The organism is Streptomyces sp. NPDC093094 (genome assembly GCF_044754345.1).
Taxonomy (GTDB): Bacteria; Actinomycetota; Actinomycetes; order Streptomycetales; family Streptomycetaceae; genus Streptomyces.
In genome coordinates this window covers 484,712-511,592 of the sequence record NZ_JBIVOX010000001.1, presented here as the reverse complement: position 1 = coordinate 511,592, position 26,881 = coordinate 484,712, and the positions used below count along the sequence as shown (strand labels likewise).

Below are 26,881 nucleotides of genomic sequence, written 5' to 3'. Positions count from 1 at the left end.
GATGGTCCCATGACGACGACGAACGACATGATCCTGAACAGCACCGAGGCACCTCTGGACGGCAGGACGGCCCTGGTCACCGGCGGCAGCCGGGGCATCGGCGCGGCGACCGCGCTGCGGCTGGCCCGGTCCGGGGCCGATGTGGCCCTGACGTACGTGAACGGCAAGGAGGCGGCCGAGGACGTGGTGCGGGCCGTCGAGGCGCTGGGGCGCCGGGCGGTGGCCCTGCGCGCGGACTCCGGCGAGGCGCGGGAGGCGGCCGGGGCGGTGCACGCGGCGGCCGACGCCCTGGGCCGGCTCGACGTCCTGGTGAACAACGCGGGCATCGGGGTCCTCGGGCCGCTGGCCGGTCTCGGCCTCGACGACATCGACCGGGTCCTCGCGGTCAATGTGCGCGGTGTGTTCCTGGCGTCCCAGGCGGCCGCGGCACGGATGCCGGACGGCGGCCGGATCGTCACCATCGGGACCTGCATGACCCAGCGTGTGCCCGGCCCCGGCGGGACGCTGTACACCACCGGCAAGTCGGCGCTGACGGGGATGACGAAGGCGCTCGCGCGGGAGCTCGGTCCGCGCGGGATCACCGCGAACGTGGTGCACCCCGGCCCGACCGACACCGACATGAACCCGGCCGACGGCCCGTACGCGGCCGGTCAGGCGGCCATGACCGCGCTGGGCCGGTTCGGCACGGCCGACGAGGTCGCCGCGATGGTGGCCTACCTCGCCGGGCCGGACGCGGCGTACGTCACCGGGGCCGAGTTCTCGGTCGACGGCGGGCACGCGGCGTGACGTGCCGCGGGGCGCACAGGATCCGGGTCCTGTGCGCCCCGCGGTCGTACGGCGCGATCCTGCCGGGTCAGCCGCCCAGTTCCTGGTGGCGGGCTGCCAGACCGGCCGCGCCCTGCTCGGTCAGGGAGCCGAACAGCCGCAGGCGGGAGATGCCGCCGTCGGGGAAGATGTCCACGCGCGCGTGGCTGCCGACGGCCGGTTCGGGCAGCACGAAGCGGTGGCAGGTGTCGGGCTGGAGGCGGGTGCGCGGGAGGATCTCGGTCCACTCGCCGTCCTCGCCGTCCTTGACCGACACCGAGGCCCAGCCGGCGCTGTTGCCCTTGAGGTAGGCCGTGTCGATCTCGATCGCGCGGATCAGGGACTCGGCCGCCAGGCGGTAGCGGATCCAGTCGTTGCCCCGGTCGCGGCGTCGCCGGGTCTCCCAGCCGTCGTCCATCTTGCGGGAGCGGCCCGGCTGGATGGTGTTGGTGGCGGGCGAGTAGAAGAGGTTCGAGGCGTCCTCGACCTGGCCGCCGTTCTCCAGCGCGACCACGTCGAAGGTGCCGAGCGTCGCCAGCCACCGCGGGTCGGGCACGACCTCGCCGTGCACGCGCAGCCGGGCGATGCCGCCGTCGGGGTGCTGGTTGACCCGCAGGTGGGTGAAGCGCTGCTCGGCGGAGACGGCGAAGCCGTTGGCGGCGTGCCCCCCGACCGGGGTGCGCGGGACCAGGGTCGTCCACTTCACGTCGGCGCCGAGGAGTTCCTCCGGGGAGGGCGAGCCCGCCACGGAGGCGGCCTCGACGGACACGGCCTGCGGGTAGTTGCCGCGGAAGTGGGCGGTGTCGACGACGATGCCGCGGATCACGCCGGGGGCGCCGAGCCGGACCAGGGCCCAGTCGTGGTCGTCGGCCGTGGGCCAGGGGTGCTCGGCGGAGACACCGCGGCGGCGCCGGGTCTCCCAGCCGTCCATGATCTTGCCCTTGTGGCCGAAGTGCTCGGGGTCGAACTCGGCGCGCTCGGGCACGAGGAGGTTCTCGCGCTGGGCGAAGAACTCGTCGTTGGCGGCGACGACACCGGCGCCGAGCCGCCGGTCGGCGAGGTCGGCGTACCGGGTGAAGGGGAAGTCGGCGGTGCGGTAGTCCGCGTACGGGTCACCGCCTCCGTAGGGGTTCGCGTCGCCGGTGAAGCCGGGGGTCGCCGTCACAGTGATCAGGTCTGCCTTTCGAAGGTCGGTGGGTGGGATTCAGCCGGTCCGGGTGAGGAGTCGTCCCTTCGGTTCGGTGAACTCGCCGTCGGCGACGATGCGTTCGCCGCGCAGCCAGGTGGACTTCACGACGCCGTACAGGGTCTTGCCGGCGTACGCGGTGACCGGGTTGCGGTGCTGGAGGGAGGCGGGGTCGACGGTGAAGGTCTCGTCGGGGGCGAGGACGGCGAAGTCGGCGTCGCGGCCGGCCTCGATGGCGCCCTTGTGCCGCAGGCCCGCCAGTTCGGAGGTGCGGGCGGACATCCAGCGGACCACGTCCTGGAGGGTGTGGCCGCGCCTGCGGGCCTCGGTCCACACCGCGGCGAGGCTGAGCTGGAGGCCGGAGATGCCGCCCCAGGCGGTGGCGAAGTCGTCGGTCTTCAGGTCGGCGGTGGACGGGGAGTGGTCGGTGACCACGCAGTCGATGAGGCCGTCGGCGAGGGCCTGCCAGAGCAGGTCCTGGTTGGCGGCCTCCCGGATGGGCGGGCAGCACTTGAACTCGCTGGCGCCGTCCGGGACTTCCTCGGCGGTCAGGGTGAGGTAGTGCGGGCAGGTCTCCACCGTGATGCGCACCCCGTCGGCCCGGGCGGCGGCGATCAGCGGCAGCGCGTCGCCGGAGGACAGATGCAGGACGTGCACGCGCGCGTGGAACCGCTTCGCCTGGGCGATCAGCTGGGCGACGGCCGTGTCCTCGGCGTCGCGGGGACGGCTGGCGAGGAAGTCGGCGTACCTCGGGCCGCCGTGCTGCGGGGCGGCGGCGAGGTGGTGCGGGTCCTCGGCGTGCACGATCAGCAGTCCGTCGAAGGAGGCGATCTCCGCCAGGGAGCGGGCGAGCCGGTCCTGGTCCAGGTGCGGGAACTCGTCCACGCCGGACGGGGACAGGAACGCCTTGAAGCCGAAGACCCCGGCCTCGTGCAGGGGGCGCAGGTCCTCGACGTTGCCGGGCAGGGCGCCGCCCCAGAAGCCGACGTCCGTGTGCGCCTTGTCGGCGGCGACCCGCCGCTTCACCTCCAGGTTGCCGACCGTGGTGGTCGGCGGGAGGGAGTTGAGCGGCATGTCGACGAGGGTGGTGATGCCGCCGGCCGCGGCCGCGCGGGTGGCGGTCCAGAAGCCCTCCCACTCGGTGCGGCCGGGGTCGTTGACGTGCACATGAGTGTCGACCAGGCCCGGCAGCAGCACGTCGTCGCCGAGCTCCTCCAGCCGGGCACCGGCCGGGACGGGTGCGTCGTGGGGCAGTACGCCGGTGATGGTGCCGTCGGCGACCACGACCGAGGCGGCGCGTGTCCCCTCGGGCGTGACGACGCGTGTCGAGCGCAGCACCAGTTCAGCGTCGGACACCCGGGCCCCCTCTCTGCCGCGGTTGCTTCCGCGCAATGAGATTCAACTTTTTGTTGAATCTGCTTCCGGAGTCTTCACCCCCGCGGAGGCTCCGTCAAGGGCGCACTTCTTCCACGGTGCACCCGGAGCCGCCCTCCTGGACGTTTCCACAAAGTGGAAATAGAATTCCGCCAGACAGAACGTAGCTACGCACAAGCGGGGAGTCAACCGGCCGCCGGGTAGGCTTCTGCCCTCCCGCCAGGTCCCGAAAGGAACGTGCCGTGCCGACGTCCAGCGCCAGCACCACCGACTCCGCCAAGTCCGCCACCGGCGGGGTCCAGTCCCTCGAGCGCGCCTTCGACCTGCTGGAGCGGATGGCGGACGCCGGCGGCGAGGTCGGGCTGAGCGAGCTCTCGGCCAGCAGCGGGCTGCCGCTGCCCACCATCCACCGGCTGATGCGCACCCTCGTGGCCTGCGGATACGTCCGCCAGCAGCCGAACCGCCGCTACGCCCTCGGCCCGCGGCTGATCCGTCTCGGCGAGTCCGCCTCCCGGCTGCTGGGCACCTGGGCCCGGCCCTACCTGGCCCGGCTGGTCGAGGAGACCGGCGAGACGGCGAACATGGCCCTGCTGGACGGCGACGAGATCGTCTATGTCGCGCAGGTGCCCTCCAAGCACTCCATGCGGATGTTCACCGAGGTGGGCCGCCGGGTCCTCCCGCACTCCACGGGCGTCGGCAAGGCCCTGCTCGCCCACACCCCCGACGACGAGGTGCGCGCCCTGCTGTCGCGCACCGGGATGCCGGCCGCCACGGAGAGGACCATCACCACGCCCGAGGGCTTCCTCGCCGCGCTGGCGGACGTACGGCGGCTCGGTTACGCCGTCGACGACAACGAGCAGGAGATCGGGGTGCGCTGCCTCGCCGTCTTCGTGCCGGACTCCCCCACCGCCGCGGCGATCTCCATCTCCGGGCCGGCGGGCCGGGTCACCGAGGACGCCACGGACCGGATCGTGCCGGTGCTCCAGGAAGTGGCGGCCGAACTCTCCGAGGCCCTGGCCAGCACGGGAGCCTGAGGAAGCCGCGGCACCGCAGCGGCACGGGACCGCCCCGGCCGCACCCGCAGACGCCCGAGCCCAACGGAACCGCCGCCCGCCTGCGGCCGCGGAGCACCACAGGGCACCGCCCCGCCCGCGGACCGCGGGCGCCGGAACAGAACAGACCCACCACCCGACCGCGACCACGACCACGACCACGACCACGACCACGAGGCGCCACGACGGAACCGCCGCCCGGTCACCGCCGCAGGAGCCGGTTCACGGCGGAGCAACACAGGACACCGCCCGCCCCCCGGACCGCGGGCGCCGGAACACGACGAACCCACCACCGCCCGCGACCACGGAACGCCACGGCGGAACCGCCGCACGGTCTCCACCGCAGGAGCCGGTTCACGGCGGGGTGTCAACGGGCCGCGCCCACGACCGTCCGTCCGCCGGTCGCGCCCGGGCGACGCAGCCGCACGTCACCCCGGCCTCACCCTGCACCCCGCCCCGCACCTCAGGGCGGACCGCCGCGCCCCGGAGGGCTACCGCGCGGGCCCCCCGAACAGTTCCACCGCGTCCCGCACCTCCGCCAGTCCCCCCGACAGCGCGCTGACCGAGCCGACCGCGGCCGCGATCAGCAGCAGGGAGGCCCGCATGCGCGGGATCTCCGGGACGCCTCCCGCGGTCATGGCGGCCAGCGCGGCGAGTTCGTCCTCGGCGACGGCCCGGTCCGGGAAGTCGGCCGGATGCGCGGCGAGCGCGCGGCGCAGCCGCGACACCGCCGTCCGCAGTCCCGTCACCCTCGGATCCTCACCGCCGGCCGCCGGCCTCCGCCTCTGCCCCTGCCCCGAGCTCCGCAACACAGCCCTCCCCGGCCCGCCCTCGGCACCCCTCGGCCCGCGGGCCAGTAAACGCCCCCCGGTGCTCGCGCGCCACCGATGGGCGCGAAATTCCGTCCCTCCGGGAGCCCCGGGATTGACGCGGGGTCAGGTATGCAGGACGCATGACCGAACGTATCGAAGACCCGGTCGCCGGACTGGTGCTCGCCGCCGGCGGCGGACGCCGGCTCGGCGGCCGCCCCAAGGCGCTGCTGGTCCACCGGGGGCGCCCCCTGGTGGAACACGCCGTGGCGGCGCTGCGCGCGGCCGGCTGCACGCGCGTGCACGTGGTGCTGGGCGCGGCCGCCGGCACCGTACGCGCGCGTGCCGAGCTGAGCGGGTGCGTGCTCGTGGAGAACCCGGAGTGGGAGCGGGGCATGGGGTCCTCGCTGCGCGCCGGCCTGGACTCGCTCGACGCGACCGGGGCGCGGGCGGCGCTGGTGTCGCTGGTCGACCAGCCGGGCGTCGGAGCCGCGGCGACGGGCCGTGTACGGGCCGCGTACACCGGCGAACACGCCCTGGCGGCCGCCTCCTACGACGGCGTACGCGGCCATCCCGTGCTGTTCGGGGCCGCCCACTGGGCCGGCGTCGCCGCGGGCGCCCGCGGCGACCGGGGCGCCCGCGACTATCTGCGGGAACACGCGGCCGAGGTCACCCTGGTGGAGTGCGGCGACGTGGCCGCCGGGTACGACATCGACACCGAGGCGGACCTGCGCCACCTTGAGTGAGGGGCGTGGCACCGGGCGCCACCTTCCCTCGACCCGGAGAATCTCGACATCAACAAACCATTGAAGTTCCACGATGAGGAAACTACTATCCACTGATCAGAAGCACCCGGCCGCACGGCGGGTGCGGATTCCCCTCTTTCGTCCCCCCAGGCACCCGGTGCCACCGCTGAAGGAAGTGACAGCTCATGTCCGCAGCAGCGCCGTCTCCGTCGGCCGTCGTCGATGCCGAGCCCCTGCCCCGGCAGGAGGAGGTCCTCACCGATGCGGCGCTCGCCTTCGTGGCGGAGCTGCACCGGCGGTTCACGCCACGGCGTGACGAGCTCCTCGCCCGCCGGGCGGAGCGCCGCGCCGAGATCGCCCGCACCTCCGCCCTCGGCTTCCTCCCGGAGACCGCCGCGATCCGCGCGGACGACTCCTGGAAGGTGGCCCCGGCCCCGGCCGCGCTGAACGACCGCCGTGTGGAGATCACCGGCCCCACCGACCGCAAGATGACCGTCAACGCCCTCAACTCGGGCGCCCGGGTGTGGCTCGCGGACTTCGAGGACGCCTCCGCGCCCACCTGGGAGAACGTCGTCACCGGTCAGCTCAACCTGATCGACGCCTACACCCGCTCGATCGACTTCACGGACGAGCGCAGCGGCAAGTCGTACGCCCTGAAGGCCCCCGAGGAGCTCGCCACCGTCGTGATGCGGCCGCGCGGCTGGCACCTGGACGAGCGCCACCTCCAGGTCGACGGCCGTCCCGTGCCCGGCGCCCTCGTCGACTTCGGCCTGTACTTCTTCCACAACGCCCGGCGGCTGCTGGACCTCGGCAAGGGCCCCTACTTCTATCTGCCGAAGACGGAGTCCCACCTGGAGGCCCGTCTCTGGAACGACGTGTTCGTGTTCGCCCAGGACCACGTCGGCATCCCGCAGGGCACCGTGCGCGCGACCGTCCTGATCGAGACGATCACCGCGGCGTACGAGATGGAGGAGATCCTCTACGAACTGCGCGACCACGCCTCCGGGCTGAACGCGGGCCGCTGGGACTACCTGTTCTCCATCGTGAAGAACTTCCGCGACGGCGGGCCCCGGTTCGTGCTGCCGGACCGCAACGCGGTCACGATGACGGCCCCGTTCATGCGCGCGTACACCGAACTCCTGGTGCGTACCTGCCACAGGCGCGGCGCGCACGCCATCGGCGGCATGGCCGCGTTCATCCCGTCCCGCCGGGACGCCGAGGTCAACAAGGTGGCCTTCGAGAAGGTCCGCGCCGACAAGGACCGTGAGGCGGGCGACGGTTTCGACGGCTCCTGGGTCGCCCACCCCGACCTGGTCCCGATCGCCATGGAGTCCTTCGACAAGGTCCTCGGCGACCGGCCGAACCAGAAGGACCGGCTGCGCGAGGACGTCCGTGTCGAGGCGGCCGACCTGATCGCCGTCGACTCGCTGGAGGCGAAGCCGACGTACGGCGGGCTCGTCAACGCCGTGCAGGTCGGCATCCGTTACATCGAGGCGTGGCTGCGGGGCCTGGGCGCGGTCGCCATCTTCAACCTCATGGAGGACGCGGCCACCGCCGAGATCTCCCGCTCGCAGATCTGGCAGTGGATCAACGCGGGCGTGCAGTTCGAGAACGGCGAGAAGGCCACCCCGGAGCTCGCCCGCAAGGTCGCCGCCGAGGAGCTCGCGGACATCCGCGCCGAACTCGGCGAGGACGCCTTCGCGGCCGGCCACTGGCAGCAGGCGCACGACCTCCTCCTGGAGGTCTCCCTCGACGAGGACTACGTCGACTTCCTCACCCTGCCCGCGTACGAGCAGCTCAGGGGCTGACGTCCTCCTGCGCGGCCCGGTCGGAGTGGCCCAGGGGCTTTCCCGGGGCCACTCGGTCGCGTACGACGCGCTTGACCGCCGTCGGCTCGGGGAAGCCCTGCTCGCGGCGGTCCCAGACCACCTCGTCGTCGACCCGGACGACGAACACCCCGCCCGTGCCGGGCTTCAGCGACAGCTCGTCCAGCTCCGTCTCGAACGTCGTCAGCAGCTCCTGCGCCAGCCAGGCCGCGCGCGGCAGCCACCGGCACTGGGTGCAGTACTCGATCTGGACACGTCCGCTCATCCCAGGTGCACCGACCAATCCTGTTCCGCGGCCGGCTTGCCGTGCAGGTCAGGGACCCGCTTCAGCCAGTCCGGCCGGCCCTGCTGCGTCCTCGCCGCGCGCCGGGCCTCCTCGGCGGCGACCTCCTCCCGGCTGGGGAAGTCGGTGGGCAGCCACCGCTGCGACGCCCGCACGCGCGCGTGGAGGTGGGCCACGTACGCCTCGCGCGCCTCGTCGGGCGCGGCGAAGCGGGGGTCGTCGAGCCAGGTGTCCGGGACCTCCGCGACGATCCGGCGCAGCAGCTCCTCGGTCACCTTCGGCGCGAGTTCGGCGTCGGCGGCGCGCACGTCGGGGCCGTAGTGGCCGAGCGCGTGATGGCGGAAGTCGTACACCTTGGCCGGGTCCGTGCCGTCCCAGCGGTGGTGGAAGACGAGGGCGGCCCCGTGGTCGATGAGCCACAGACGCGGCGGTGCGGTGCCGAACGTCGGCCAGACCATCAGGTTGGAGCTGTGGACCGTACGGTCGACGTTGACGGTCAGCGCGTCCAGCCACACGATCCGGCCCGCCTGGAGCGGGTCCACGGGGAAGACCCCGGCGACCTCGGGGGTGAAGTCGCGGGCGCCCGGCAGGAGGTCCATGCCGAGGTTGAGGCCCGCGCTGGCGCCGTGCAGGTCGCGGACCTCCTGGTGGGGCTCGTGGCCGGCGACGGCAGGGTCGAAGTGGACCAGCACCAGCTCGGGGAAGCGCAGCCCGAGGGCCCGGGCCAGCTCGCCGACGATCACCTCGGCGACGAGCGCCTTGTGCCCCTGCGCGGAGCCGGTGAACTTCACGACGTACGTGCCCAGGTCGTCGGCCTCGACGACGGCGGGCACGGACCCGCCGGACCGCAGCGGGTGCACATATCGAACAGCAGTCACGTCACGGAGCACAACGGCAAGCCTAGGTCCTCGGTCCGGCGAGCGGGTTGGGCAGGGGGAGGTAGCGGGCGGCGGCGCCGTCGGCGCCGGTCCAGCGCAGCAGCAGGTTCGTCTTGCCGGGCAGGGTGGGTGCCCGGAGCAGGGCGGCGGCCTCGGGCAGGCCGTGGCGGGCCAGCTCGTGGCGTACGGCCGGCCAGGGGTCGAGGCCCGGACGGCGCTCGGCGAGGGCGGCGGCGATCTCCATGAGGTGGTTGACGACCAGGCAGTACACCAGCCGCTCCCAGCCGGCCCCCCGCTCCGTCCCGGGCAGCAGTTTCACGCCCTCGGCGTCCCGGAACAGCGCCTGCACCGGTGTGCCCGCGGCGTCGACCGCGACGAGCGTGTTCTGCAGATGCGCCTCCAGGACGACGCCGTGGTCGGCGAACGCCGTGAGGGCCGGCGGCACGACCGCGCGCAGGTACGCCTCCCACCAGCCGGCCGGATCCCCGGTGCGGTCCAGCGGGCTGCCCTCGAAGCCCTCCACGAGCCCGGCCGCGAGCAGCGGGGTCGTCCCGGGCAGCAGCCGGCCGGTGAAGCCCTCGCGGACCAGGACGGCCAGTTCCTCGAAGGCGGAGCGTGCGGTGCGGTAGCCGCGGTCGCCGAGCCAGGCGGCCGGGCCCGGGCCGGCCTCGAAGGCGCGGACGACGGCCGCGTCCGTGCGGCGCAGCCGCAGCAGGTCGTGGCGCCACAGCCGGCGGACGTCGTTGGTGATGCGCACGTCCAGGCTGAACTTCAGGAACAGGTCGTGCCCGGGGGCGTACAGCGTGCGGATCGCGGCCGTCGGCCAGAGCGGGAAGCCGGTCGTGCCGAGCCGTACCAGACGCCCGTCGGCGAAGGCGGGGGCCAGCTGCCGGGCGACGAGGTCCAGCTGCCAGGGGTGCGCGGGCAGCAGCCGGTAGCCGGACGGCGCCTCGCCGAGCGCGTCCAGCGCGGAGGTGTCGCCCTCCTCGACGGCCTCGTCCTCGCGCACCCCGAGCAGCACCACGGGGAAGCGGGCGTACGCCTCGGGCGCGTAGGGCAGCCAGGCGGACGCCGGGCCGCCGCCGCGCGCCTTGGGGGCCGGGTGGTGGGGATGGCCGGTGACCAGGGACTGCTCGGAGCGCAGATAGAGGTCGTCCGGCGGGGTGGCACACGCGCGTGCGGCGAGCAGTGCGGCGACCACGTCCCGGCTGTCGGTCATCTCGGCGGGCAGCTCGTGGTTGGAGCGGCCGGTGTGCAGGGTCAGTTCCTCGACGACGAGCCCGACCAGACCGGCGTGGTCCAGCCGGTGCCAGGCCCCGTCCGTGTGCACCTCGGGGTCGGTGGGGCGCCGGGTGCCGCGCACCCGCAGCAGACGGCCCGTGCCGGGCAGCCGGTGCACGGCCCGGCCGGCCCGGAGCTCCCGCGGCCCGGCCACCTCCCGCAGCAGGCAGTTCAGCAGCGGCGCGGCGGCACAGGCGTCGGCGCGCGCGGTGAGGTCGTCACCGGCGTGCGGGGGGAGGAGATCCACGCGATCCACTTCGTTCGTCACGGTCCGTTCGGGCGCAGACGATCAGTATCGCTGTCGTCACGCGACGCCGTGACCGGCGTACGCTCACCTCGTCCGTACCCGAGGAGAGACGACCGTGCACCGACCTGCCGTCGCCGAGGCGGTCATGGCCGCCGAGCTGGCCGCCGTACGCCCCGACCTGCTGTCCCGGTTCACGGCCGAACTGCCCGGCGCCCGTGCGGCGGTGCTCACCCGGCTGTGGCGGGGGCTGGCGTACGACCCGCTGCCGTGGGTGGCCGGACGTGAACGGGGCCCCGAGGAGCTGACGCTGCGGCTGCGCGACGGGCGCTCGCTGCGCGGTCCGGTGCCCGATCCGTATGCGACCGACGCGTACGTCACCGTCGTACGGCTGGACGGCGAACCCTACGACGATCCGGCGCGGCTCATGACGGCGCTCGGGGTGCCGCACGGCTCGGGTCTGGCGGCGGAACTCGACCACAGCGCGGTGTCGTCGGCGCTGTCGAGGGCCGGCCGGCCGGCCGGCACCGGGCGGGAGTGGCCGACGGAGGACTGGGCGTGGGAGCGGCGGGTCGTGGACGGGCATCCGTACCACCCCAACTGCCGTTCCCGGCCGGGTTTCTCGGCGGCCGACCAGCTCGCGTACGCGCCGGAGCACGGGCCGGTGGTGGAGCTGCGGCTGATCCCGGTGCCGGCGGAACGGTGTCTGGTGTCGGGGTGCTGGCCGGCGGAACTGCGCGACGGGGGACGGGTGCTGGTCCCGGTGCACCCCTGGCAGGCGGAGCACGTGCTGAAGCAGCGGGGCGGACCGGGGCCCGCCGCGCGGCCGCTGATGTCGCTGCGCACGCTGGAACTGCCCGGCGGGCAGCACGTGAAGACCTCGCTCAGCGCCCGGCTGACGTCCTCGGTGCGGGACATCTCGGTGGGTTCGGTCGCCGCGGCGGCCGCACTGTCCGCGTTCGGCGAGACGGTGGCGGCCGGCACGGACGGGCTGCTGCACATCACCCGCACGCTGGGCGCGGTCACGGCCGGCTCCCCCGATCTGGCGGCGCTGCTGCGGGAGTCGCCGCGGGTGTACGCGGCCGCGGGCGAGCGCGTGGTGCCGGTGGCCGCGCTGCCGACCACGGGCCTTCCCCGCGACCCGGCCTGGTCGGCGCGGTTCGCGCGGCTGGCCCTCACGGTGGGGCTGCGGCTGCTGGAGCGGGGGATCGCCCTGGAGGCACACGGGCAGAACCTGCTGGTCGTGCTGTCGGCGTCCGGGGAGCCGGTGCGGCTGGTCTACCGCGATCTGGCCGACATCCGGGTGAGTCCTGCGCTGTTCGGCGCGCAGCTGCCCGAGGGGATGCCCGAGCGGATCCTCACCGACGACGTGACGGCCCTGCGCCGCAAGCTGTTCGGGTCGCTGGTCGCGGGCGCGCTGGCGGCCACGGCGGGTTCGGGGCGGGCCCTGGCGGCGGCTCTCGCGGACGCCGTGCGGCAGGTGCCGGACACACCCCATCTCGCCGCGCTGACCGGTGAGCCACTGCCCGCCAAGGCGCTGACGCTGATGCGGCTGTCGCCCGGGACGCCCGGGGACCGGTGGACGGACCTGCCGAATCCGCTGAGGTGACGGCCGCCGGACGGGAACCGCTCCGCCGAAACGACAGCACCGCAACGAGACCCGCTCCGCCCGGGCGACAGCCCCGGGACGGGACCCGCTTTGATGCCCGGCACCCCGGATCAATAGGATCCGCCGATGATCACAAGAAAACGGCTGGCGACGGGCGCCGGAGCCCTGCTCGCCGCCCTGGCCGCCGGGATAGCCGTCCCGACCGGGGCCGTCGCCGACGAGACCACGGCCACCCGCCCGAAGGTGAACCTGGTCCTCGACGTGAGCGGCTCGATGCGCGCCCGGGACATCGACGGCCAGTCGCGGATGGCCGCGGCGAAGCAGGCGTTCAACGAGGTGCTCGACGCCACCCCGGAGGAGGTGCTGCTGGGCATCCGCACGCTCGGCGCGAACTACCCCGGCGACGACCAGAAGAGGGGCTGCAAGGACACCGCGCAGCTCTACCCGGTCGGACCGCTCGACCGCACCGAGGCCAAGACCGCCGTGGCAACCCTCACGCCCACCGGCTGGACCCCGATCGGGCCGGCGCTGCTGAAGGCGGCGGACGACCTCGACGGCGGCACCGGCTCCAAGCGCATCGTGCTGATCAGCGACGGCGAGGACACCTGCGCCCCGCTCGACCCGTGCGAGGTCGCCCGCCAGATCGCCGCGCGCGGCATCGGCCTGACCATCGACACCCTGGGCCTGGTGCCCAACGCCAAGATGCGTCAGCAGCTGAGCTGCATCGCGGAGGCGACCGGCGGGTCCTACACGTCCGTGGAGCACACCGACGAACTCACCGACCGGGTGAACCAGCTGGTGGACCGGGCGGCCGACCCGGTGGTGACGCCGGTGGCCACCGAGGGCGCGGAGGCGTGCGCGAAGGCGCCCGTGCTGAAGTCCGGTCTGTACACGGACCGTGTCGAGTCCGGGCAGCAGCGCTGGTACCGGGTGGACGTCGAGCCCGGCAAGGAGCTGCGCGCCTCGGTGAGCGTGGCTGCGGACCGGGCCGTCGCCCCCTCGTACGGCATGCTGCTGCGGGCCGTGACCGTGCACGGCCGGGAGATCGTGCGCGGTGAGGCGGCGGGCAACGGCCGTACCGATGTGATCTCGACGGGGCTCCGGTATCCGAAGGCGGAGAGCGACGAGGAGGACGCCCCGGCGGAGGGTGTCTGCCTCCAGGTGACCCACTCCTTCGCGGCCGCCTCCGGCGTCGGGACCACGCCCGGGATGCCGCTGGAGCTGACCGTGGACGTCGTCGACGGCCCGGGCGACTCCGACGACGTGGCCTCCTTCGGCCTCGGGCGCGGCTGGTGGCTGCTGGGCGCGCTGATCCTGACCGGGTTCGTGGCCGGTCTGCTGTGGGGCTGGCTGTCGCGCTGGCGGGTCGCGGTCTGGAGGACCAACTGATGCGTATCACCAGAATGTTCGGCACGGCCCTGCTGCTGCTCGGCCTCGCGGCCGCGCCCGCCGCGGCGGCCCCGACGCCGTCCGCGACCCCGTCCGAGGACGGCGGGGCCCCCACCGAGGCGGGCACCTCCTTCCGCACGGCGACCGAGATCGACCAGGGCCAGACCGCCACGGCGAGCGGCTCCACCGGTGACTACCTGTACTGGTCCTTCCCCGCGGACGCGGGGCAGCGGCCGACCGTACGGGCCACGGTGAAGCTGCCGGACACGCACGCCGCCGAGACCTGGCAGGTGGACGTCTACGACGGTCTGCGCCGGCGCCAGTCCTGCCAGTACGGCATGCAGACCCGGACCGCCGCCGAGGGCACGGCCTCCGTCGAGCTGGCGTGTGTGCTGCGCACGGTCCGCGCCTGGTCCGAGCCCTGGGCGAACGACCCGCTGCCGGGCACCTACTACGTGCGGCTCACGGCCGTCGGTCTGGGCACCGCCGACCGGGGTCTGCCCGTGCAGGCCGAGGTGCGGGTCGAGTCCAAGGACATCGGCGGGGCGGCCGCGGTGGACGGCTCGCTGGGCGAGCCGCTGGTGCCGGGCGTCGCGATGACGTCCGCGGGGTCCGACGAGGAAGAGGAGGACTCGGCGGTGCTGTCCGCCATCGAGCCCGACGACGGCTGGTCCTCCGGCTGGTGGTCCGACCGGTGGGTGTGGACCGCCGTGGGCGGCGCCCTGGCCGCGCTCGCGGGCATCGGCGGGTACCGGCTGACGCGAGGATCCGGGCGGCCCTCGCACGTCCCGCCGGGAGCCTGATCCCGCAGGATCCCCGCCCGCCGCCGGTCAGGGGCCCGTCGAGCGCTGCCGCGCCCGGCGGGCCCCTGGCCGTCTCAGACGTCCCGCAGGGACTTGGCGATCGCCCCGTCCCCGGTCACCTCGACCCGGCCGGCCCGTACCGCCTGCGCGAGGTCCAGTTCCCCGCGGGCGACGGCCGCGCAGGTCCCGGCGTCCATCGACAGCCGCGCGTCCGGTGTGCGGGGCGCGGGTCCGTCGCCGTGGACCGGGCCCTCCTGCGCGCCAACGTGGAGATGGAAGTCGCCCTCCTCCAGGCGCACTTCGACCAGGCCCTCGCCCTCTCCCCCGCCCTCTCCCGCCAGTGAACGCAGCAGCGGCAGCGCGAACCAGTGCGCGCGCAGCGCGTCCGTCGGCCTGCGCTCCCCCAGTTCACCGCTCCCCCACGCGCCGAGCGCGAGCAGCACCGGCAGCAGCTCACGTCCGCGCGGGGTCAGTTCGTACACGTAGGCCGCTCCGGGCGGCGGCAGCCGGCGCCTCGTCGTGAGCCCGTCGCGCTCCATGTCCTTCAGCCGGGAGGCGAGCACGTCCGTGCTGACCCCCGGCAGGTCCGCGTGCAGGTCCGTGTAGCGGCGGGGGCCGCCGAGCAGTTCACGGACGATCAGCAGGGTCCAGCGGTCGCCGACGACGTCGAGCGCGCGGGCGGCGGAGCAGAACTGGTCGTAGCTTCGGCGAGGTGGCATGCGACGCAGTCTAGACATGTCGTTGGACTTTCCAAGCAGCCACTTGGTAAAACCAAGTAGCCACTTGGCAGAACCGCACCGGAGGGCGCAGCGCATGGAGTTCCGGCAGTCGAACAAGCTCAGCGAGGTCTGCTACGAGATCCGCGGCCCGGTGATCGAGCACGCCGACGCGCTGGAGGAGGCGGGGCACAGCGTGCTGCGCCTGAACACCGGCAACCCGGCCCTGTTCGGCTTCGAGGCGCCGGAGGAGATCGTCCAGGACATGATCCGGATGCTTCCCCGGGCGCACGGCTACACCGACTCGCGCGGTGTCCTCTCCGCCCGGCGAGCGGTCGCCCAGCGCTACCAGACCCTCGGCCTGGAGGTGGACGTCGACGACGTCTTCCTCGGCAACGGCGTCTCCGAGCTGGTCTCCATGGCCGTGCAGGCACTGGTCGAGGACGGCGACGAGATCCTGATCCCCGCCCCGGACTTCCCCCTGTGGACGGCCGTGACGACCCTCGCGGGCGGCAAGGCGGTCCACTACCTGTGCGACGAACAGGCCGAGTGGTACCCGGACCTGGCCGACATGGAGTCGAAGATCACCGACCGCACCAAGGCCGTGGTGATCATCAACCCGAACAACCCGACCGGCGCGGTCTATCCGAAGGAGATCGTCGAGGGCGTCCTCGACCTCGCCCGCCGGCACGGCCTGATGGTCTTCGCCGACGAGATCTACGACCAGATCCTCTACGACGACGCCGTGCACCACTCGGCCGCCGCCCTCGCCCCCGACCTGGTGGTCCTCACCTTCTGCGGCCTGTCCAAGACCTACCGGGTGGCCGGCTTCCGTTCGGGCTGGCTGGTGGTGACCGGCCCCAAGCAGCACGCCCGCGACTACCTGGAGGGCCTGACCATGCTGGCCTCCATGCGGCTGTGCGCCAACGCGCCCGCCCAGTACGCCATCCAGGCCGCGCTCGGCGGCCGCCAGTCCATCACCGACCTCACCGCGCCCGGCGGCCGGCTGCGCGAGCAGCGCGACGTCGCGTGGGAGAAGCTGAACGAGATCCCGGGCGTGAGCTGTGTGAAGCCCAAGGGCGCGCTGTACGCGTTCCCCCGTCTGGACCCGAAGGTGCACCCGATCCACGACGACGAGAAGTTCGTCCTGGACCTGCTGCTGCGGGAGAAGATCCAGGTGGTCCAGGGCACCGGCTTCAACTGGCCGTCCACCGACCACTTCCGCATCCTCACGCTGCCGCACGCGGAGGACCTGGAGGCCGCGATCGGCCGGATCGGGCGGTTCCTGAGCGGGTACCGGCAGTAGCCGCCGGTCCGGCCCCGTGCCGGGACCGGTCCTGGGACCGGGTCGGTCCCAGGACCGCGGGAGCCGCCGCGGGCCGGCTGTCGGTGGCGGGCCGTAGTCTTCGAAGACGTCCGGCCGGTGACCGGCCGGCCCTTCGGCCGTTCGACCGGCCCGTCCCGGAGAGGAGCACGCCGTGACCCGGCCGCCCACCGCCGCCCAGCGGCGTGTCATCGACGCCGCCGAGCCGGTCACCGGCCGGCTGAGGGGGACGGAGGCGCAGCTCGCGGCACTCGTCCGGCACGGGCTGGCCTTCCGCCATCCGCGGCCGCCGCACGACCACTTCCTCACCCCGGCGGGACACCGGATACGCGAGGCGGTGCCGCAGGAGGCGCCGCGGCCCGCCCGGCAGCCCGACGACCCGGGCGTGTTCGCCGCCCGGGTGGGCGGCGAGGAGGATCCCCCCGGCTCCGGCCCCACCCGGACCCGCGAGGTGCACAGCGCCTGGCAGGGACTGCTGGAGCTGCGCCGGATGACCGACCCGGACGGCGCCGTGGACCGGCCCTGCGGCTGGGAGCGGAAGCATCTGGTGCGGGCCGCGGCTCTCGCACTGGAGGCCGCCGGACACACCCCGGCCGGCCCGGAGGGTCCCGGCTACCGGGTGCGGGCGACCCCGCAGCCGGACTCCGTGGCGGTGCACGAACCGGATCCGCAGGCCCTGCGGGCCTGCGCGGCCACGCTGGAGCGGGCGGGCTGGCAGACCGGGGAGCACACCGACACGCGCACCCGCACGCGGTACCTGCTCGCCTCGCCGCGCCGGGTGTGACGGACGGGACGGGCGTGACAGGATCGCTGCACGCACCACACAGGCACACAGGCACACAGGCACACAGGCACACAGGCACACAGGCACACAGGCACACAGCGTCCGACGTACATGAGGGGAAGCAGTGAGCGAGCCGTTCTCCGTCCCGGTGACCGTCCGCGGCTACGAGACCGACGTCCAGGGCCACCTCAACCAGGCCGTCTACCTGAACTACGCCGAACACGCCCGCTGGGCACTGCTCCAGGCGGCCGGCATCCGCCAGAACGACCTCGTGGCCACGGGGGTCGGGCCGGTGGCGCTGGAGACGACCATCCGCTACCGGCGCGAGCTGCTGGCCGGCGACGAGGTCGAGGTGACGTGCGAGTTCCTCTGGAGCGAGGGCAAGACCTTCCGCATCCGCCAGACCGTCCGCAAGGCCGACGGCACCGTCGCCGCCGAGATCGAGGCGGTCGGCGGGCTGATGGACCTCACGGCACGGCGCCTGGTGGCCGACCCCGGCGAGCGGTTCAAGGAACTCGCCTCGGACCCCGCGCTGTTCGGGCTCTAGAGGCTGTCCGTCCGGATCGGGCCGGCCGGGAAGGGGCTGCCCCCGGCCGCCTCAGTGCCGGGTGAAGGACGCCCGGTGGTCCTCGGCCCACGCACGGTAGCTCCGGGCGGGCCGGCCGAGGATCCGGCGCACGTCGTCGGTGACGGTCTCGTTGCGGCCCCGGCGCACGTACGCGTTGCCCGCCAGGATCGCCTCGACGGCCTCCTCGCCGAGCCCCCAGCCGCGCAGGAACTCCCGTGTCTCGTCGCCCGACAGCTCGCGGGCGGTGACCGGCCGCCCCAGCAGCGAGGCGAGCACGGCGGCCTGCTCGGGGACGCCGATCGCGGCGGGACCGGTCAGGGTGTACGTCCGTCCGGTGTGACCCGGCTCCAGCAGGACGCGCACGGCCGCCTCGGACACGTCCCGCGGGTCCACGACCCCCTGCCGGGCGTCGCCGGTCATGTTCGGCACCGGCTCGCCCGCCCGGACGGCCCGAGCCCAGCTCAGCGAGTTGGAGGCGAAGGCCGAGGGACGCAGCACCGTCCACTGCGCCCCGCTCCGCGCGAGGGCCTCCTCACCGGGCACGTGCCACAGCGCGGAGGGGCCGAGATCGGGGTCGCCGGTGGCGATGGCGGACAGCTTCACCAGACGGGCCACCCCGGCCGCACGGGCCGCCGCCACCAGACCCGGGTCGTGCTGCGCGTCCGGACCGGGCACGCCCACGAGGAAGGCGGCCGTCACCCCGGCCATCGCGGCCCGCACGGACTCCTGGTCGTGGTAGTCGCCGCGCACCACCTCCACCCCCGCGGGGACGTCGGCCCCGGCGGGGTCGCGGGTCAGGGCGCGCACCTTCTCGCCGCGCGTGGCGAGCTGTCGTACGAGTTCACTTCCGATGGTGCCCGTGGCACCGGTCACGAGGATCATGGGTCCAAGGTGCCGGGTGCCCGTGCCGGTCCCATAGGAAATTCCGGCACGGCTCACGGGCCCCGCGCGGCACCGGCGGCGCATACGGTGAAGGGCATGAGCACCGCCGTGACCGACCGGTCCGACCAGCTGCCCGCCGAACTGCGCCCGTGGGTGGCGGACATGACGAGCACGGCCGCCGACGACGTGCCCGGGGAGCCGTACACCTTCGTCCCCGACCCGGCGGCGAAACTGGTCCTGCGGACCGGGGCGGGGGGCCGCCGTGACGCCATGGTCGTCGGTCCGCGTGCCCGCGCCTCGTACCACCTGGGCGAGCGCCCCGCGTCCTGTGTGCGGCTGAGCCTCGCGCCGGGCGCGGCCCGACCGCTGCTGGGGGTGCCCGCGGCGGACCTGGCCGGCCGGGTCGTGCCGCTGGAGACGCTGCCCGGGCGGACCGCCCGCCGGCTCGCGGACGTGGTGCGGGACCTGGCGCCGGAGGACCTGCCGAGGCGGCTGGCCGAGCTGCTGCCGCAACGGCCGCCCCGGGACGCGGAGCTGCTGCGCGCCGGGATCGCCGCGCTGTCCGTGGCGGACGGCGCGGCGCCCGCGCAGGTGGCGGAGGTGGCCCGCCGGCTGGCGGTCAGCGAGCGGCAGTTGCGCAATCTGTTCGCCGAAGGGGTCGGTCTCTCGCCCAAGCACTACGCCCGCGTCGACCGGGTCCGTCATGTCCTGGCCCGCGCGGACACCGCCTCCTGGGCCGAACTGGCCGCCGACACCGGCTACTACGACCAGTCCCACATGACGGCCGACTTCCGCACCCTCATGGGGGTTCCGCCCCACGCCTTCTTCACCGGGCGCCGACCGCAGGCGGGGCCCTGCCAGAGGGTCTCCCCGGGCTGAATTCGGATGCGGGGCGCCCTCCTGGCTGGGATGCTGCGGTCTCATGGCTCCACGACGCGTCAAGCCCAGTCTCTACATCTCCGTCGACATCGAGGCCGACGGCCCGATCCCCGGCCCGTACTCGATGCTGAGCCTGGGGGCGGCGGTGGCCGGGACTCAGGACGCCGACGGGTTCACCGCGGCCGACCCCGAGAAGCAGACCTTCTACCGTGAACTGCGGCCGGTCAGCGAGGACTTCGTGCCCGAGGCGCTGGCGGTCAGCGGTCTCGACCGGGAGCGGCTCAGTGCCGAGGGCGCCGAACCGGCCGTCGCGCTGGCCGAGTTCAGCGACTGGGTCCGCGAGGTGAGTGCCGGGGCGCAGCCGGTGATGTGCGGCTACCCGGCGTCGTACGACTGGACGTTCCTGTACTGGTACCTGATCCGCTTCACCGGCCGGAGTCCGTTCGGGCACTCGGGGTGCATGGACATGAAGACCCTGTTCGCCACGAAGGCCGGGCTGCCGCTGCGGGCGGTGGTGAAGGGGACCATGCCCCGGGAACTGCTCTCACGGCGCCGCCATACGCATCACGCGCTGGACGACGCCGTGGAGCAGGCCGAGCTGTTCGCGAACCTTATGAGGTGGCCGGGGCCCGGGCCGACGCGGGACTGAGCTCCTCGCCCGCCTCCATCGGGTGGGTGACGTCATGGGCGTCGCGGCCCTTGCCGAGGTGGTTGAAGACCAGGTTCAGCAGGACTGCGGCGACGCAGCCGGTGGATATCCCGGAGTCCAGGACGATCTTCGCGGTCTCCGGGAAGGCGTGGTAGAACTCCGGCTCGGTGATCGGGATGATCCCGACGGCCAGGGAGACGGCCACGATCAGGACGTTGTTGTCCTTGTCCAGGCCGGCCCTGACCAGGGTCTGGATGCCGCTGGCGGCGACCGAGCCGAACAGGACGACACCGGCGCCACCGAGGACCGGGCGCGGGACGACGGCGATCAGCGAGGCGGCCATCGGGCACAGCCCCATCAGGACCAGGAAGCCGCCGCCGGTCGCCACGACGAACCGGCTGCGGATCCTCGTCATCGCCACCAGCCCGATGTTCTGGGCGAAGGCGCTGCACATGAAGCCGTTGAACAGCGGGCTGAGCGCGGAGCCGAGGGTGTCGGCGCGCAGACCGGCGGCGATGGTCCTCTCGTCCGCCGGACGTTCGACTATCTCGCCCAGCGCCAGCATGTCCGCGGTGGACTCGGTCATGGAGACCACCATCACCACGCACATCGACAGGATCGCCGCGAGCTGGAACTGCGGGGCGCCGAAGTGGAAGGGCGTGGGGAAGCCGACGATGTCCGCGTCCGCGACCGGGCCGAAGTCCGTGACGCCGAACGGGATCGCGATGAGCGTGCCGGTCACCAGGCCCAGCAGGACGGCGATCTGCTTGACGAAGCCCCGGGTGAAGCGGCGCAGCAGCAGCACGATCAGCAGGGTCGCGGCCGCCAGGCCCAGGTGGGTGGCGGAGCCGTAGTCGTCCGCCGCGGGACTCGGGCCCTGGGCCCAGCCGAAGGCGACCGGGAGCAGGGAGACACCGATCAGGGTGATCACGGTGCCGGTCACCACGGGCGGGAAAAAGCGGACCGCCCTGCTGAAGAACGGGGCGGCGAGGAAGCCCAGCAGGCCCGCGACGATCACCGCGCCGAAGATGACCGGCAGGGCGTCGGACCTGTCCTCGGTGGAGGCGACGATCGCGGTCATCGGGGCGACGCCGGCGAAGGTGACGCCGTTGACGAACGGCAGACGCGCGCCGATCTTCCACACGCCCAGGGTCTGCAGGAAGGTGGCGAGGCCCGCGGTGAAGAGACAGGCTCCGGTGAGAAAGGTGAGTTCGGTGCCGGACAGCCCTACGGCCGCGCCGACGATCAGGGGTGGGGCGACGACTCCGGCGTACATGGCGGCCACGTGCTGAAGGCCGGTGGTCGCCATTTTGACGGCGGGGAGTTTTTCGTCGACGGGGTGTGCGGCCACTGCGGCTTCCTCCGGTCGGTTACACGTCGGCTCTGACGCGGGTGTCAGGGAGGTGGTGCTGGCGGTCGTGCGGGACCGGTGGTGCGGGGGACGGTGGTGCGGGGGACGGTGGTGCGGGGGACGGTGGCCGTCGCGACGTGTGTCTCGTGACGTGTGCCTGGCGACATGTGTCTCGTGACGTGTGTCCGGTGACGACGGTGACCGTTCCGGGGCGCGCGCGTCCACGCGCACCCCGGGGACGGCCGCCGTGGACCCCGCTCGGGTCCACGGCCGCCGGCCGGGAGCCGTCCCTCCCGGCCGGAGATCATCAACTGGTCAGCCCTGGGCTGCGATCCGCGCCAGACGCTGCGCCTCGGCGCGGGTGGAGCGGGCGACGGCGTCCTCGTCGACGGTGAGCAGCCTGCCGTCCTCGACGATCTGACGACCGTTCACGAAGGAGGCGGTGACCGGGGCGGCCGCGCCGAACACCAGGGCCGTGACGGGGTCGGCGATGGAGGCGTGGGCGAGGGTGTCCAGCTTCCACAGCACCAGGTCGGCGAGCTTGCCGGGCTCCAGGGAGCCGGTCTCGGCGGCCCGGCCGAGGACCTGGGCGCCGCCGTGGGTGCCCAGACGCAGGGCCTGACGGGCGTTCAGGGCCTTCTCGCGGTGCGCGCCGAGGCGGTTGATCAGCAGGGCGTTGCGCAGTTCGGTGTGCAGTTCGCCGGACTCGTTGGAGGCGGTGCCGTCGACGCCGAGGCCCACGGGGACGCCGGCCGCCAGCATGTCGGGGACGCGGGCGATCCCGGCCGCGAGGCGGGCGTTGGACGAGGGGCAGTGGGCGACGCCGGTCCTGGTGCGGGCGAAGGCGGCGATGTCGGAGTCGTTCATGTGGACGCAGTGCGCCATCCACACGTCCTCGCCGAGCCAGCCGGTGGACTCGAAGTAGTCGGTGGGGCCCATGCCGAACAGCTCGTGGCAGAACTTCTCCTCCTCCACCGTCTCCGAGCCGTGGGTGTGCAGGCGCACCCCGAGGCGGCGGGCCAGTTCGGCGCCCTGACTGAGCAGTTCGGTGGAGACGGAGAAGGGCGAGCAGGGGGCGACGGCGACCTGGGTCATGGCACCGAAGGAGGCGTCGTGGTGCTCCTCGACGGTGGCCTCGGTCGCGGCGAGGGCGCCCTCCAGGGTCTCGACGGCGAAGTCCGGGGGCAGGCCGCCGTCCTTCTCGCTGCGGTCCATGGAGCCGCGGGCGAGGGTGAAGCGGACGCCCGTCTCACGGGCGGCGCGGATGATCGCGCCGGACAGGTCGCCGGAGCCCCGCGGGAACACGTAGTGGTGGTCCATCGCGGTGGTGACACCGCCGCGGGCCATCATGGCGAGCGAGCCCTGCGCGGCCGCGTGCACCATCGGCTCGTCGATGCGCGCCCAGGTGGGGTAGAGGGCGACGAGCCAGTCGAAGAGGTTGTGGTCGGTGGCCAGGCCCCGGGTGATCCACTGGTAGAAGTGGTGGTGGGTGTTGACCAGACCGGGAGTGACCAGGTGCCCGGTGGCGTCGATGCGGCGTACGACGTTCTCCAGGCCCTCGGGGGCACGTCCGGCGCCGAGCGCCTCGATACGGTTGTCCGCGACGACGACGTGGCCCGAGGCGTACTCGGTGTCGTCCGCGTCCACCGTCGCGATCGCACAGTTCTCGATGACGATGCGCTGGGCTGCTGCCATGGTTTCGTCCTTTGCGCTTCAGGTGGGAAGGGCACGGCAGGACCCGGGAGATTTGAGTGCCGCGGCCGGGGGGCCCAAGGCCCGCCCGCCCGGCCGCGGGTGCCGAAGTTCAGTTGCCGGCCTACAGGTTGGAGAGATCCACCGGGATCCTCGGCTCGCAGCCGTCCCGCAGGACGGTCGCCTCGATCAGGCCGTACGGCCGGTCGGCCGCGTAGTACACCTCGTTGTCGTTCTTCAGCCCGAACGGCTCCAGGTCCACCAGGAAGTGGTGCTTGTTCGGGAGGGAGAAGCGGACCTCGTCTATCTCGCTGCGGTGGTTGATGATGCGCGAGCCCATCTGGTAGAGCGTCTGCTGGAGCGAGAGCGAGTAGGTCTCGGCGAACGCCTGGAGCATGTGCTTCCTCACCTGCTCGTAGGACTTCTCCCAGTGGGGCATCTTCTGCTCGTCGTCGGTCCAGTTGAACCGCCAGCGGCCGGAGACCTGGGTGGCCAGGATGCGGTCGTGGGCCTCCTGGAGCGTCGTGTACTTGTCCCTGACGTAGCCCCAGAACTCGGAGTTGGTCGAGTTCATCACGACCAGGTCCTTCAGACCGGAGACGATCTCCCACTTCTCGCCGTCGTAGGTGATCTGGGAGACGCGGATCTCCTGGCCCTTGCGCACGAAGGAGTGCTTGACCTCGTCCGCGCCGATGAACTTCGAGTTGGCGTCCGAGGTCTCGATGCGCTCCCAGGCGTACTCCTCGATGCGGATGCGCGCCCGGTGGATGGGCTCCTGCGAGGTGACGAAGTGGCGGGCGAGGTGGATGCCGAACTGCTCGGCGGACTCGATGCCGTACTCCTTGGCGAACGCGAACACCGTGTTCTTGGTGGTGTCGGTCGGCAGGACGTTGGCGTTGGAGCCGGAGTAGTGGACCTCCTCCATGTCGCCGCTCAGCGCGACGGAGACGTTGAGGTCCTTGATGTGGTGGGTGGCGCCGTCCCGCGTGATCTTGACGACTCGGTTCTCGGCCTTGCCGTACTGGTTCTGTCCCAGAATGGTGGGCATCTAGCTAGCTCCCTCGGTAAACGGAGTAGCCGAACGGGTTGAGCAGCAGCGGTACGTGGTAGTGCTCCCCGGGGTCCACGGCGAAGGTGATCGCCACCTCGGGGAAGAACACGGCACCGCTGTCCCGATTCGCGGGGGCGTCCTGCTGCGCATCGGCTTGCTTCTTCGCGGATCCTTCGAAGTACGGCTCCACCGCGAAGTCGAGCCGTACGTGGGTCGTCCCCTCCGGCAGGGCCGGAAGGTCCTTGCACCGGCCGTCCGCGTCGGTCGCGGAGCCGCCGAGCGCCTGCCAGTGCGCGTCACGCCCGCCGCGTGCCGCGAGCCGGACGGCGACGCCCTCGGCGGGGCGGCCGACGGAGGTGTCCAGGATGTGCGTGGACACGGAGGCGGTGGTGCTGGTGCTCATGCTCAGGCGTCCTCTTCGACGAGTCGGGCCAGTCGGATGCGGTTGATCCTGCCCAGCTCGGTGCGCACGGTCTCGCGCTCCTGCTCGGGCGAGTTGCCGATCCGCTCCCTGGCCGCGTCCCTCATCTGCTCGCCGGTCCTGCCGGTCGCGCAGATGAGGAAGACATGACCGAACTTCTCCTGGTAGGCCAGGTTCAGTTCGAGCATCTCCGCCTTGAGCTCCTCGGCGGCGCCGGCCATACCGGACTGCTCTCTGGCCGAGGTGGGGTCGCCCGGCCTGGGACGGCCGATCGGCGGGTGGCCGGCCATGGCCTCCGCGAGGTCCTGCGCGGTGAGGCCGGCCATGGCGGCGTCGCTCGCGGTGAAGAGGTCCTCGGGGGTGGCGTAGGGACGGGCGGCGAGCAGCCGGCGCGCCCATGCCGTGGAGGCGCACGCCTCGTGGAGCGCGGCGAAGGCCGCATGCTCCTCGACGGCGTTGAACCGGGCCAGGCCCGGTGGCGTGGAAGGGGAAGTCACGGGAACCTCCGTGGCCGGATACGGCCTTCGTGCTGAACGGGCTGCGGACAGCTAACGCCCTCCGAAACTCCACGTCAACACTTTGTTGAAAATTCCGGGTTACGGAACCGGTCCCCCGCACAAGGACCTCCCGGTCCCGGTCTCAGGGACTCCCTGCCCCGGACGCCCGGCCCCTCACACCCCCTTCTCACGGTTGAGGTAGTTGTAGACGGTGAAGCGGCTGACGCCCAGCGCGCTCGCCACGGTCTCCACACCGTGCCGGACGGCGAAGGCGCCGCGCGCCTCCAGGATCCGCACGACCTCCTGCTTGGCCTTGCGGTCGAGGTCGGCCAGCGGCACGCCCCTCCTGCGCTCCATCGCGGCCAGGATGTGATCGAGGGAGTCGGCGAGCTGGGGCAGCCGCACGGCGACCACGTCGACCCCCTCCCAGGCGAGCACGACATCGTCGGGTCCGGCCTCGTCGGGCGGGACCATCTCGCCGCCCATGGCGTCGACCAGCGGCTTGACCGCCGCGACGAAGGGCTCGTCCGCGCTCACTCGGCATCCTCCGCGAGAACGTTGACCTGGAGCGAGACCCGGGTGGCGCCGGCCTCCAGGGCCTTGCGCAGCAGATCGTCCACGGCCGACAGCACCGCGTCGGTGCCGCCCTCCGCCGTGTTGCCGAAGGGGCCGACGTCCACCGCGTCCAGCGCCGCCGCCTCGATCACCCGGCGGGCGGCGAGCGCATGCGCGGGGGCCTCGTCGAGGTCGAAGGGTTCGGTCGTGAACTCCACTCTCAATCGCACGCGCTCAACCTAACGCGCGGTGACGGTTTCCGCCGACCCCTCTTGACAAGCCCCGCCGCCCGGCGGCAATCTTCCAACAAGCAGAAACTGACTTCCGCAATACGGAAACACAACACGGAAGGGAGCGCGGCCCCGATGGGATTCGACGACCAGCGCTTCAACGTCAACCTGTCGATCCTCTTCACGGAACTCCCGCTCCTGGAGCGCCCCGCGGCCGCCGCGGCGGCCGGCTTCGGCGCGGTCGAGCTGTGGTGGCCCTGGATCGACGCCCCGGTCCCCGAGCGGTCCGAGCTCGACGCCCTGAAGAAGGCGGTCGAGGACGCGGGTGTACGGCTCACGGGCCTGAACTTCTACGCGGGACGGCTGCCGGGCCCCGACCGCGGCGCCCTGTCGGTGCCGGGCGAGGAGTCGGAGCGGTTCCGCGCCAACATCGACGTGGCCGCCGGCTTCGCGCAGTCGCTGGGCTGCACGGCGCTCAACGCGCTGTACGGCAACCGCGTCGAGGGTGTGGACCCGGCCGAGCAGGACGCCCTGGCCCTGGAGAACCTGGTCCTCGCGGCCCGCGCGGCCGACCGGATCGGCGCGATCCTGCTGATCGAGGCGCTGAACGAGCCCGAGTCGCCGCTCTACCCGCTGGTGAGCGCACCGGCCGCGGTCGGCGTGGTGGACAAGGTCAACGAGGCGACCGGCCTCGGCAACGCCCGGTTCCTCATGGACCTCTACCACCTGTCCGTGAACGGCGAGGACCTGCCGTCGGTGATCGAGGCGTACGCCGCGAGGACCGGGCACGTCCAGATCGCCGACAACCCCGGCCGCGGGGCCCCGGGCACGGGCTCCCTCCCGCTGGAGGACCTGCTCGGCCGGCTGCGCAGGGCCGGCTACGACGGCTGGGTCGGCCTGGAGTACAAGCCGGGCGACCGGCCGAGCGCCGACGCCTTCGGCTGGCTGCCCGCCGAGGCCCGCGCGGCCCGCTGACCACTACCGCATTCCAGAAAGGC

The 26,881-nt window shown here is 73.1% G+C and carries 28 protein-coding genes; 13 read left to right on the top strand and 15 right to left on the bottom strand.

Annotation, left to right across the window (positions count from 1 at the left end; genetic code table 11):
* The first annotated feature begins 9 nt into the window (after positions 1–9).
* Positions 10–786, top strand: a complete 777-nt coding sequence (locus ACIQGV_RS01885) for an SDR family oxidoreductase (RefSeq protein WP_402489006.1) — start codon at positions 10–12, stop codon at positions 784–786.
* 67 nt (positions 787–853) lie between these two features.
* On the opposite strand, the gene alc is transcribed toward ACIQGV_RS01885, so the two are convergent.
* Both alc and allB read right to left on the bottom strand, forming a co-directional pair.
* A complete protein-coding gene (gene alc, locus ACIQGV_RS01880) occupies positions 854–1,969 on the bottom strand; it encodes an allantoicase (protein WP_402489003.1) in 1,116 nt (371 codons plus the stop codon).
* Positions 1,970–2,008: 39 nt separating this feature from the next.
* Complete coding sequence (gene allB / locus ACIQGV_RS01875; RefSeq protein WP_402489001.1) at positions 2,009–3,346, bottom strand: allantoinase AllB; 1,338 nt, start codon at positions 3,344–3,346, stop codon at positions 2,009–2,011.
* 260 nt (positions 3,347–3,606) lie between these two features.
* Between allB and ACIQGV_RS01870 the strand changes: the two genes are divergently transcribed.
* Positions 3,607–4,398, top strand: coding sequence for an IclR family transcriptional regulator (locus ACIQGV_RS01870; protein WP_402488999.1), 792 nt, complete (start codon positions 3,607–3,609; stop codon positions 4,396–4,398).
* Between the two features lie 509 nt (positions 4,399–4,907).
* Here ACIQGV_RS01870 and ACIQGV_RS01865 read toward each other — a convergent pair.
* On the bottom strand, positions 4,908–5,228 hold the full coding sequence (locus ACIQGV_RS01865) for a DUF5955 family protein (RefSeq protein ID WP_402488996.1): 321 nt from the start codon (positions 5,226–5,228) through the stop codon (positions 4,908–4,910).
* Between the two features lie 140 nt (positions 5,229–5,368).
* Between ACIQGV_RS01865 and ACIQGV_RS01860 the strand changes: the two genes are divergently transcribed.
* Together ACIQGV_RS01860 and aceB are read left to right on the top strand one after the other, a co-directional pair.
* The gene (locus ACIQGV_RS01860; protein WP_402488993.1) at positions 5,369–5,971 is read left to right on the top strand and encodes an NTP transferase domain-containing protein; all 603 of its coding nucleotides are present in this window, start codon (positions 5,369–5,371) and stop codon (positions 5,969–5,971) included.
* A 185-nt stretch (positions 5,972–6,156) separates the two neighbouring features.
* The gene (gene aceB, locus ACIQGV_RS01855) at positions 6,157–7,779 is read left to right on the top strand and encodes a malate synthase A (protein WP_402488990.1); all 1,623 of its coding nucleotides are present in this window, start codon (positions 6,157–6,159) and stop codon (positions 7,777–7,779) included.
* Here aceB and ACIQGV_RS01850 read toward each other — a convergent pair.
* The 3 genes from ACIQGV_RS01850 to ACIQGV_RS01840 are packed head-to-tail and all read right to left on the bottom strand — an operon-like array spanning position 7,769 to position 10,495.
* Positions 7,769–8,062: a SelT/SelW/SelH family protein gene (locus tag ACIQGV_RS01850; protein ID WP_402488987.1), complete on the bottom strand. Its 294-nt coding sequence runs from the start codon at positions 8,060–8,062 to the stop codon at positions 7,769–7,771. The two genes, aceB and ACIQGV_RS01850, sit on opposite strands and share 11 nt — an antisense overlap.
* Positions 8,059–8,970: a HipA family kinase gene (locus ACIQGV_RS01845; RefSeq protein ID WP_402488984.1), complete on the bottom strand. Its 912-nt coding sequence runs from the start codon at positions 8,968–8,970 to the stop codon at positions 8,059–8,061. Before ACIQGV_RS01845 ends, ACIQGV_RS01850 begins: the two co-directional genes overlap by 4 nt.
* 10 nt (positions 8,971–8,980) lie before the next feature.
* Positions 8,981–10,495 carry an IucA/IucC family protein gene (locus tag ACIQGV_RS01840; RefSeq protein WP_402489487.1) on the bottom strand — a complete coding sequence of 505 codons (1,515 nt, stop codon included), beginning with the start codon at positions 10,493–10,495 and terminating at the stop codon, positions 8,981–8,983.
* Between the two features lie 106 nt (positions 10,496–10,601).
* Between ACIQGV_RS01840 and ACIQGV_RS01835 the strand changes: the two genes are divergently transcribed.
* The 3 genes from ACIQGV_RS01835 to ACIQGV_RS01825 all read left to right on the top strand — a co-directional run bounded on the left by ACIQGV_RS01835 (position 10,602) and on the right by ACIQGV_RS01825 (position 14,284).
* A complete protein-coding gene (locus ACIQGV_RS01835) occupies positions 10,602–12,092 on the top strand; it encodes an IucA/IucC family protein (protein ID WP_402488982.1) in 1,491 nt (496 codons plus the stop codon).
* 126 nt (positions 12,093–12,218) lie between these two features.
* Positions 12,219–13,481 (top strand): VWA domain-containing protein, encoded by a 1,263-nt coding sequence (locus ACIQGV_RS01830; RefSeq protein WP_402488979.1) that lies wholly within the window; start codon positions 12,219–12,221, stop codon positions 13,479–13,481.
* Entirely contained in the window at positions 13,481–14,284 is an 804-nt protein-coding gene (locus ACIQGV_RS01825; protein ID WP_402488977.1) for a hypothetical protein, read from the top strand. Before ACIQGV_RS01830 ends, ACIQGV_RS01825 begins: the two co-directional genes overlap by 1 nt.
* Before the next feature lie 74 nt (positions 14,285–14,358).
* On the opposite strand, the gene ACIQGV_RS01820 is transcribed toward ACIQGV_RS01825, so the two are convergent.
* Positions 14,359–15,003, bottom strand: a complete 645-nt coding sequence (locus tag ACIQGV_RS01820; RefSeq protein WP_402488974.1) for a winged helix-turn-helix transcriptional regulator — start codon at positions 15,001–15,003, stop codon at positions 14,359–14,361.
* A 94-nt stretch (positions 15,004–15,097) separates the two neighbouring features.
* On the opposite strand from ACIQGV_RS01820, the gene ACIQGV_RS01815 reads away from it, so the two are divergent.
* From ACIQGV_RS01815 to ACIQGV_RS01805, 3 genes are all read left to right on the top strand, one after another.
* Positions 15,098–16,306, top strand: a complete 1,209-nt coding sequence (locus ACIQGV_RS01815) for a pyridoxal phosphate-dependent aminotransferase (RefSeq protein WP_402489484.1) — start codon at positions 15,098–15,100, stop codon at positions 16,304–16,306.
* Positions 16,307–16,478: 172 nt separating this feature from the next.
* Positions 16,479–17,108, top strand: coding sequence for a hypothetical protein (locus tag ACIQGV_RS01810; RefSeq protein ID WP_402488972.1), 630 nt, complete (start codon positions 16,479–16,481; stop codon positions 17,106–17,108).
* Positions 17,109–17,232: 124 nt separating this feature from the next.
* Positions 17,233–17,655 carry an acyl-CoA thioesterase gene (locus ACIQGV_RS01805; protein WP_402488970.1) on the top strand — a complete coding sequence of 141 codons (423 nt, stop codon included), beginning with the start codon at positions 17,233–17,235 and terminating at the stop codon, positions 17,653–17,655.
* 51 nt (positions 17,656–17,706) lie between these two features.
* Here ACIQGV_RS01805 and ACIQGV_RS01800 read toward each other — a convergent pair whose 3' ends face one another.
* Positions 17,707–18,558, bottom strand: a complete 852-nt coding sequence (locus ACIQGV_RS01800; RefSeq protein WP_402488967.1) for an NAD(P)H-binding protein — start codon at positions 18,556–18,558, stop codon at positions 17,707–17,709.
* Positions 18,559–18,654: 96 nt separating this feature from the next.
* Between ACIQGV_RS01800 and ACIQGV_RS01795 the strand changes: the two genes are divergently transcribed.
* The gene (locus ACIQGV_RS01795) at positions 18,655–19,437 is read left to right on the top strand and encodes a helix-turn-helix domain-containing protein (RefSeq protein ID WP_402488964.1); all 783 of its coding nucleotides are present in this window, start codon (positions 18,655–18,657) and stop codon (positions 19,435–19,437) included.
* A gap of 43 nt (positions 19,438–19,480) precedes the next feature.
* Positions 19,481–20,086, top strand: a complete 606-nt coding sequence (locus tag ACIQGV_RS01790; RefSeq protein WP_402488961.1) for a 3'-5' exoribonuclease domain-containing protein — start codon at positions 19,481–19,483, stop codon at positions 20,084–20,086.
* On the opposite strand, the gene ACIQGV_RS01785 is transcribed toward ACIQGV_RS01790, so the two are convergent.
* From ACIQGV_RS01785 to ACIQGV_RS01755, 7 genes are all read right to left on the bottom strand, one after another.
* Positions 20,049–21,437, bottom strand: a complete 1,389-nt coding sequence (locus tag ACIQGV_RS01785; RefSeq protein ID WP_402488958.1) for a nucleobase:cation symporter-2 family protein — start codon at positions 21,435–21,437, stop codon at positions 20,049–20,051. The two genes, ACIQGV_RS01790 and ACIQGV_RS01785, sit on opposite strands and share 38 nt — an antisense overlap.
* A gap of 315 nt (positions 21,438–21,752) precedes the next feature.
* On the bottom strand, positions 21,753–23,132 hold the full coding sequence (locus ACIQGV_RS01780; protein WP_402488955.1) for an 8-oxoguanine deaminase: 1,380 nt from the start codon (positions 23,130–23,132) through the stop codon (positions 21,753–21,755).
* Between the two features lie 121 nt (positions 23,133–23,253).
* Positions 23,254–24,177: a factor-independent urate hydroxylase gene (gene pucL, locus ACIQGV_RS01775; RefSeq protein WP_402488953.1), complete on the bottom strand. Its 924-nt coding sequence runs from the start codon at positions 24,175–24,177 to the stop codon at positions 23,254–23,256.
* A 4-nt stretch (positions 24,178–24,181) separates the two neighbouring features.
* The gene (uraH, locus tag ACIQGV_RS01770; RefSeq protein ID WP_402488951.1) at positions 24,182–24,583 is read right to left on the bottom strand and encodes a hydroxyisourate hydrolase; all 402 of its coding nucleotides are present in this window, start codon (positions 24,581–24,583) and stop codon (positions 24,182–24,184) included.
* A gap of 2 nt (positions 24,584–24,585) precedes the next feature.
* On the bottom strand, positions 24,586–25,098 hold the full coding sequence (gene uraD, locus ACIQGV_RS01765) for a 2-oxo-4-hydroxy-4-carboxy-5-ureidoimidazoline decarboxylase (protein ID WP_402488948.1): 513 nt from the start codon (positions 25,096–25,098) through the stop codon (positions 24,586–24,588).
* Positions 25,099–25,272: 174 nt separating this feature from the next.
* Positions 25,273–25,584 (bottom strand): helix-turn-helix domain-containing protein, encoded by a 312-nt coding sequence (locus tag ACIQGV_RS01760; RefSeq protein WP_402489481.1) that lies wholly within the window; start codon positions 25,582–25,584, stop codon positions 25,273–25,275.
* Positions 25,585–25,631: 47 nt separating this feature from the next.
* Complete coding sequence (locus ACIQGV_RS01755; protein ID WP_402488945.1) at positions 25,632–25,883, bottom strand: hypothetical protein; 252 nt, start codon at positions 25,881–25,883, stop codon at positions 25,632–25,634.
* Between the two features lie 135 nt (positions 25,884–26,018).
* Between ACIQGV_RS01755 and ACIQGV_RS01750 the strand changes: the two genes are divergently transcribed.
* Entirely contained in the window at positions 26,019–26,858 is an 840-nt protein-coding gene (locus tag ACIQGV_RS01750) for a TIM barrel protein (RefSeq protein WP_402488942.1), read from the top strand.
* Positions 26,859–26,881 lie beyond the last annotated feature (23 nt).

Coding starts and splice junctions, on each gene's coding strand:
- ACIQGV_RS01885 (WP_402489006.1), top strand. CDS start 10: ATGACGACGACGAACGACATGATCCTGAACAGCACCGAGGCACCTCTG.
- ACIQGV_RS01860 (WP_402488993.1), top strand. CDS start 5,369: ATGACCGAACGTATCGAAGACCCGGTCGCCGGACTGGTGCTCGCCGCC.
- aceB (WP_402488990.1), top strand. CDS start 6,157: ATGTCCGCAGCAGCGCCGTCTCCGTCGGCCGTCGTCGATGCCGAGCCC.
- ACIQGV_RS01850 (WP_402488987.1), bottom strand. CDS start 8,062: ATGAGCGGACGTGTCCAGATCGAGTACTGCACCCAGTGCCGGTGGCTG.
- ACIQGV_RS01830 (WP_402488979.1), top strand. CDS start 12,219: ATGATCACAAGAAAACGGCTGGCGACGGGCGCCGGAGCCCTGCTCGCC.
- ACIQGV_RS01825 (WP_402488977.1), top strand. CDS start 13,481: ATGCGTATCACCAGAATGTTCGGCACGGCCCTGCTGCTGCTCGGCCTC.
- ACIQGV_RS01820 (WP_402488974.1), bottom strand. CDS start 15,003: ATGCCACCTCGCCGAAGCTACGACCAGTTCTGCTCCGCCGCCCGCGCG.
- ACIQGV_RS01815 (WP_402489484.1), top strand. CDS start 15,098: ATGGAGTTCCGGCAGTCGAACAAGCTCAGCGAGGTCTGCTACGAGATC.
- ACIQGV_RS01800 (WP_402488967.1), bottom strand. CDS start 18,558: ATGATCCTCGTGACCGGTGCCACGGGCACCATCGGAAGTGAACTCGTA.
- ACIQGV_RS01795 (WP_402488964.1), top strand. CDS start 18,655: ATGAGCACCGCCGTGACCGACCGGTCCGACCAGCTGCCCGCCGAACTG.
- ACIQGV_RS01790 (WP_402488961.1), top strand. CDS start 19,481: ATGGCTCCACGACGCGTCAAGCCCAGTCTCTACATCTCCGTCGACATC.
- ACIQGV_RS01780 (WP_402488955.1), bottom strand. CDS start 23,132: ATGGCAGCAGCCCAGCGCATCGTCATCGAGAACTGTGCGATCGCGACG.
- pucL (WP_402488953.1), bottom strand. CDS start 24,177: ATGCCCACCATTCTGGGACAGAACCAGTACGGCAAGGCCGAGAACCGA.
- uraH (WP_402488951.1), bottom strand. CDS start 24,583: ATGAGCACCAGCACCACCGCCTCCGTGTCCACGCACATCCTGGACACC.
- ACIQGV_RS01760 (WP_402489481.1), bottom strand. CDS start 25,584: ATGGGCGGCGAGATGGTCCCGCCCGACGAGGCCGGACCCGACGATGTC.
- ACIQGV_RS01750 (WP_402488942.1), top strand. CDS start 26,019: ATGGGATTCGACGACCAGCGCTTCAACGTCAACCTGTCGATCCTCTTC.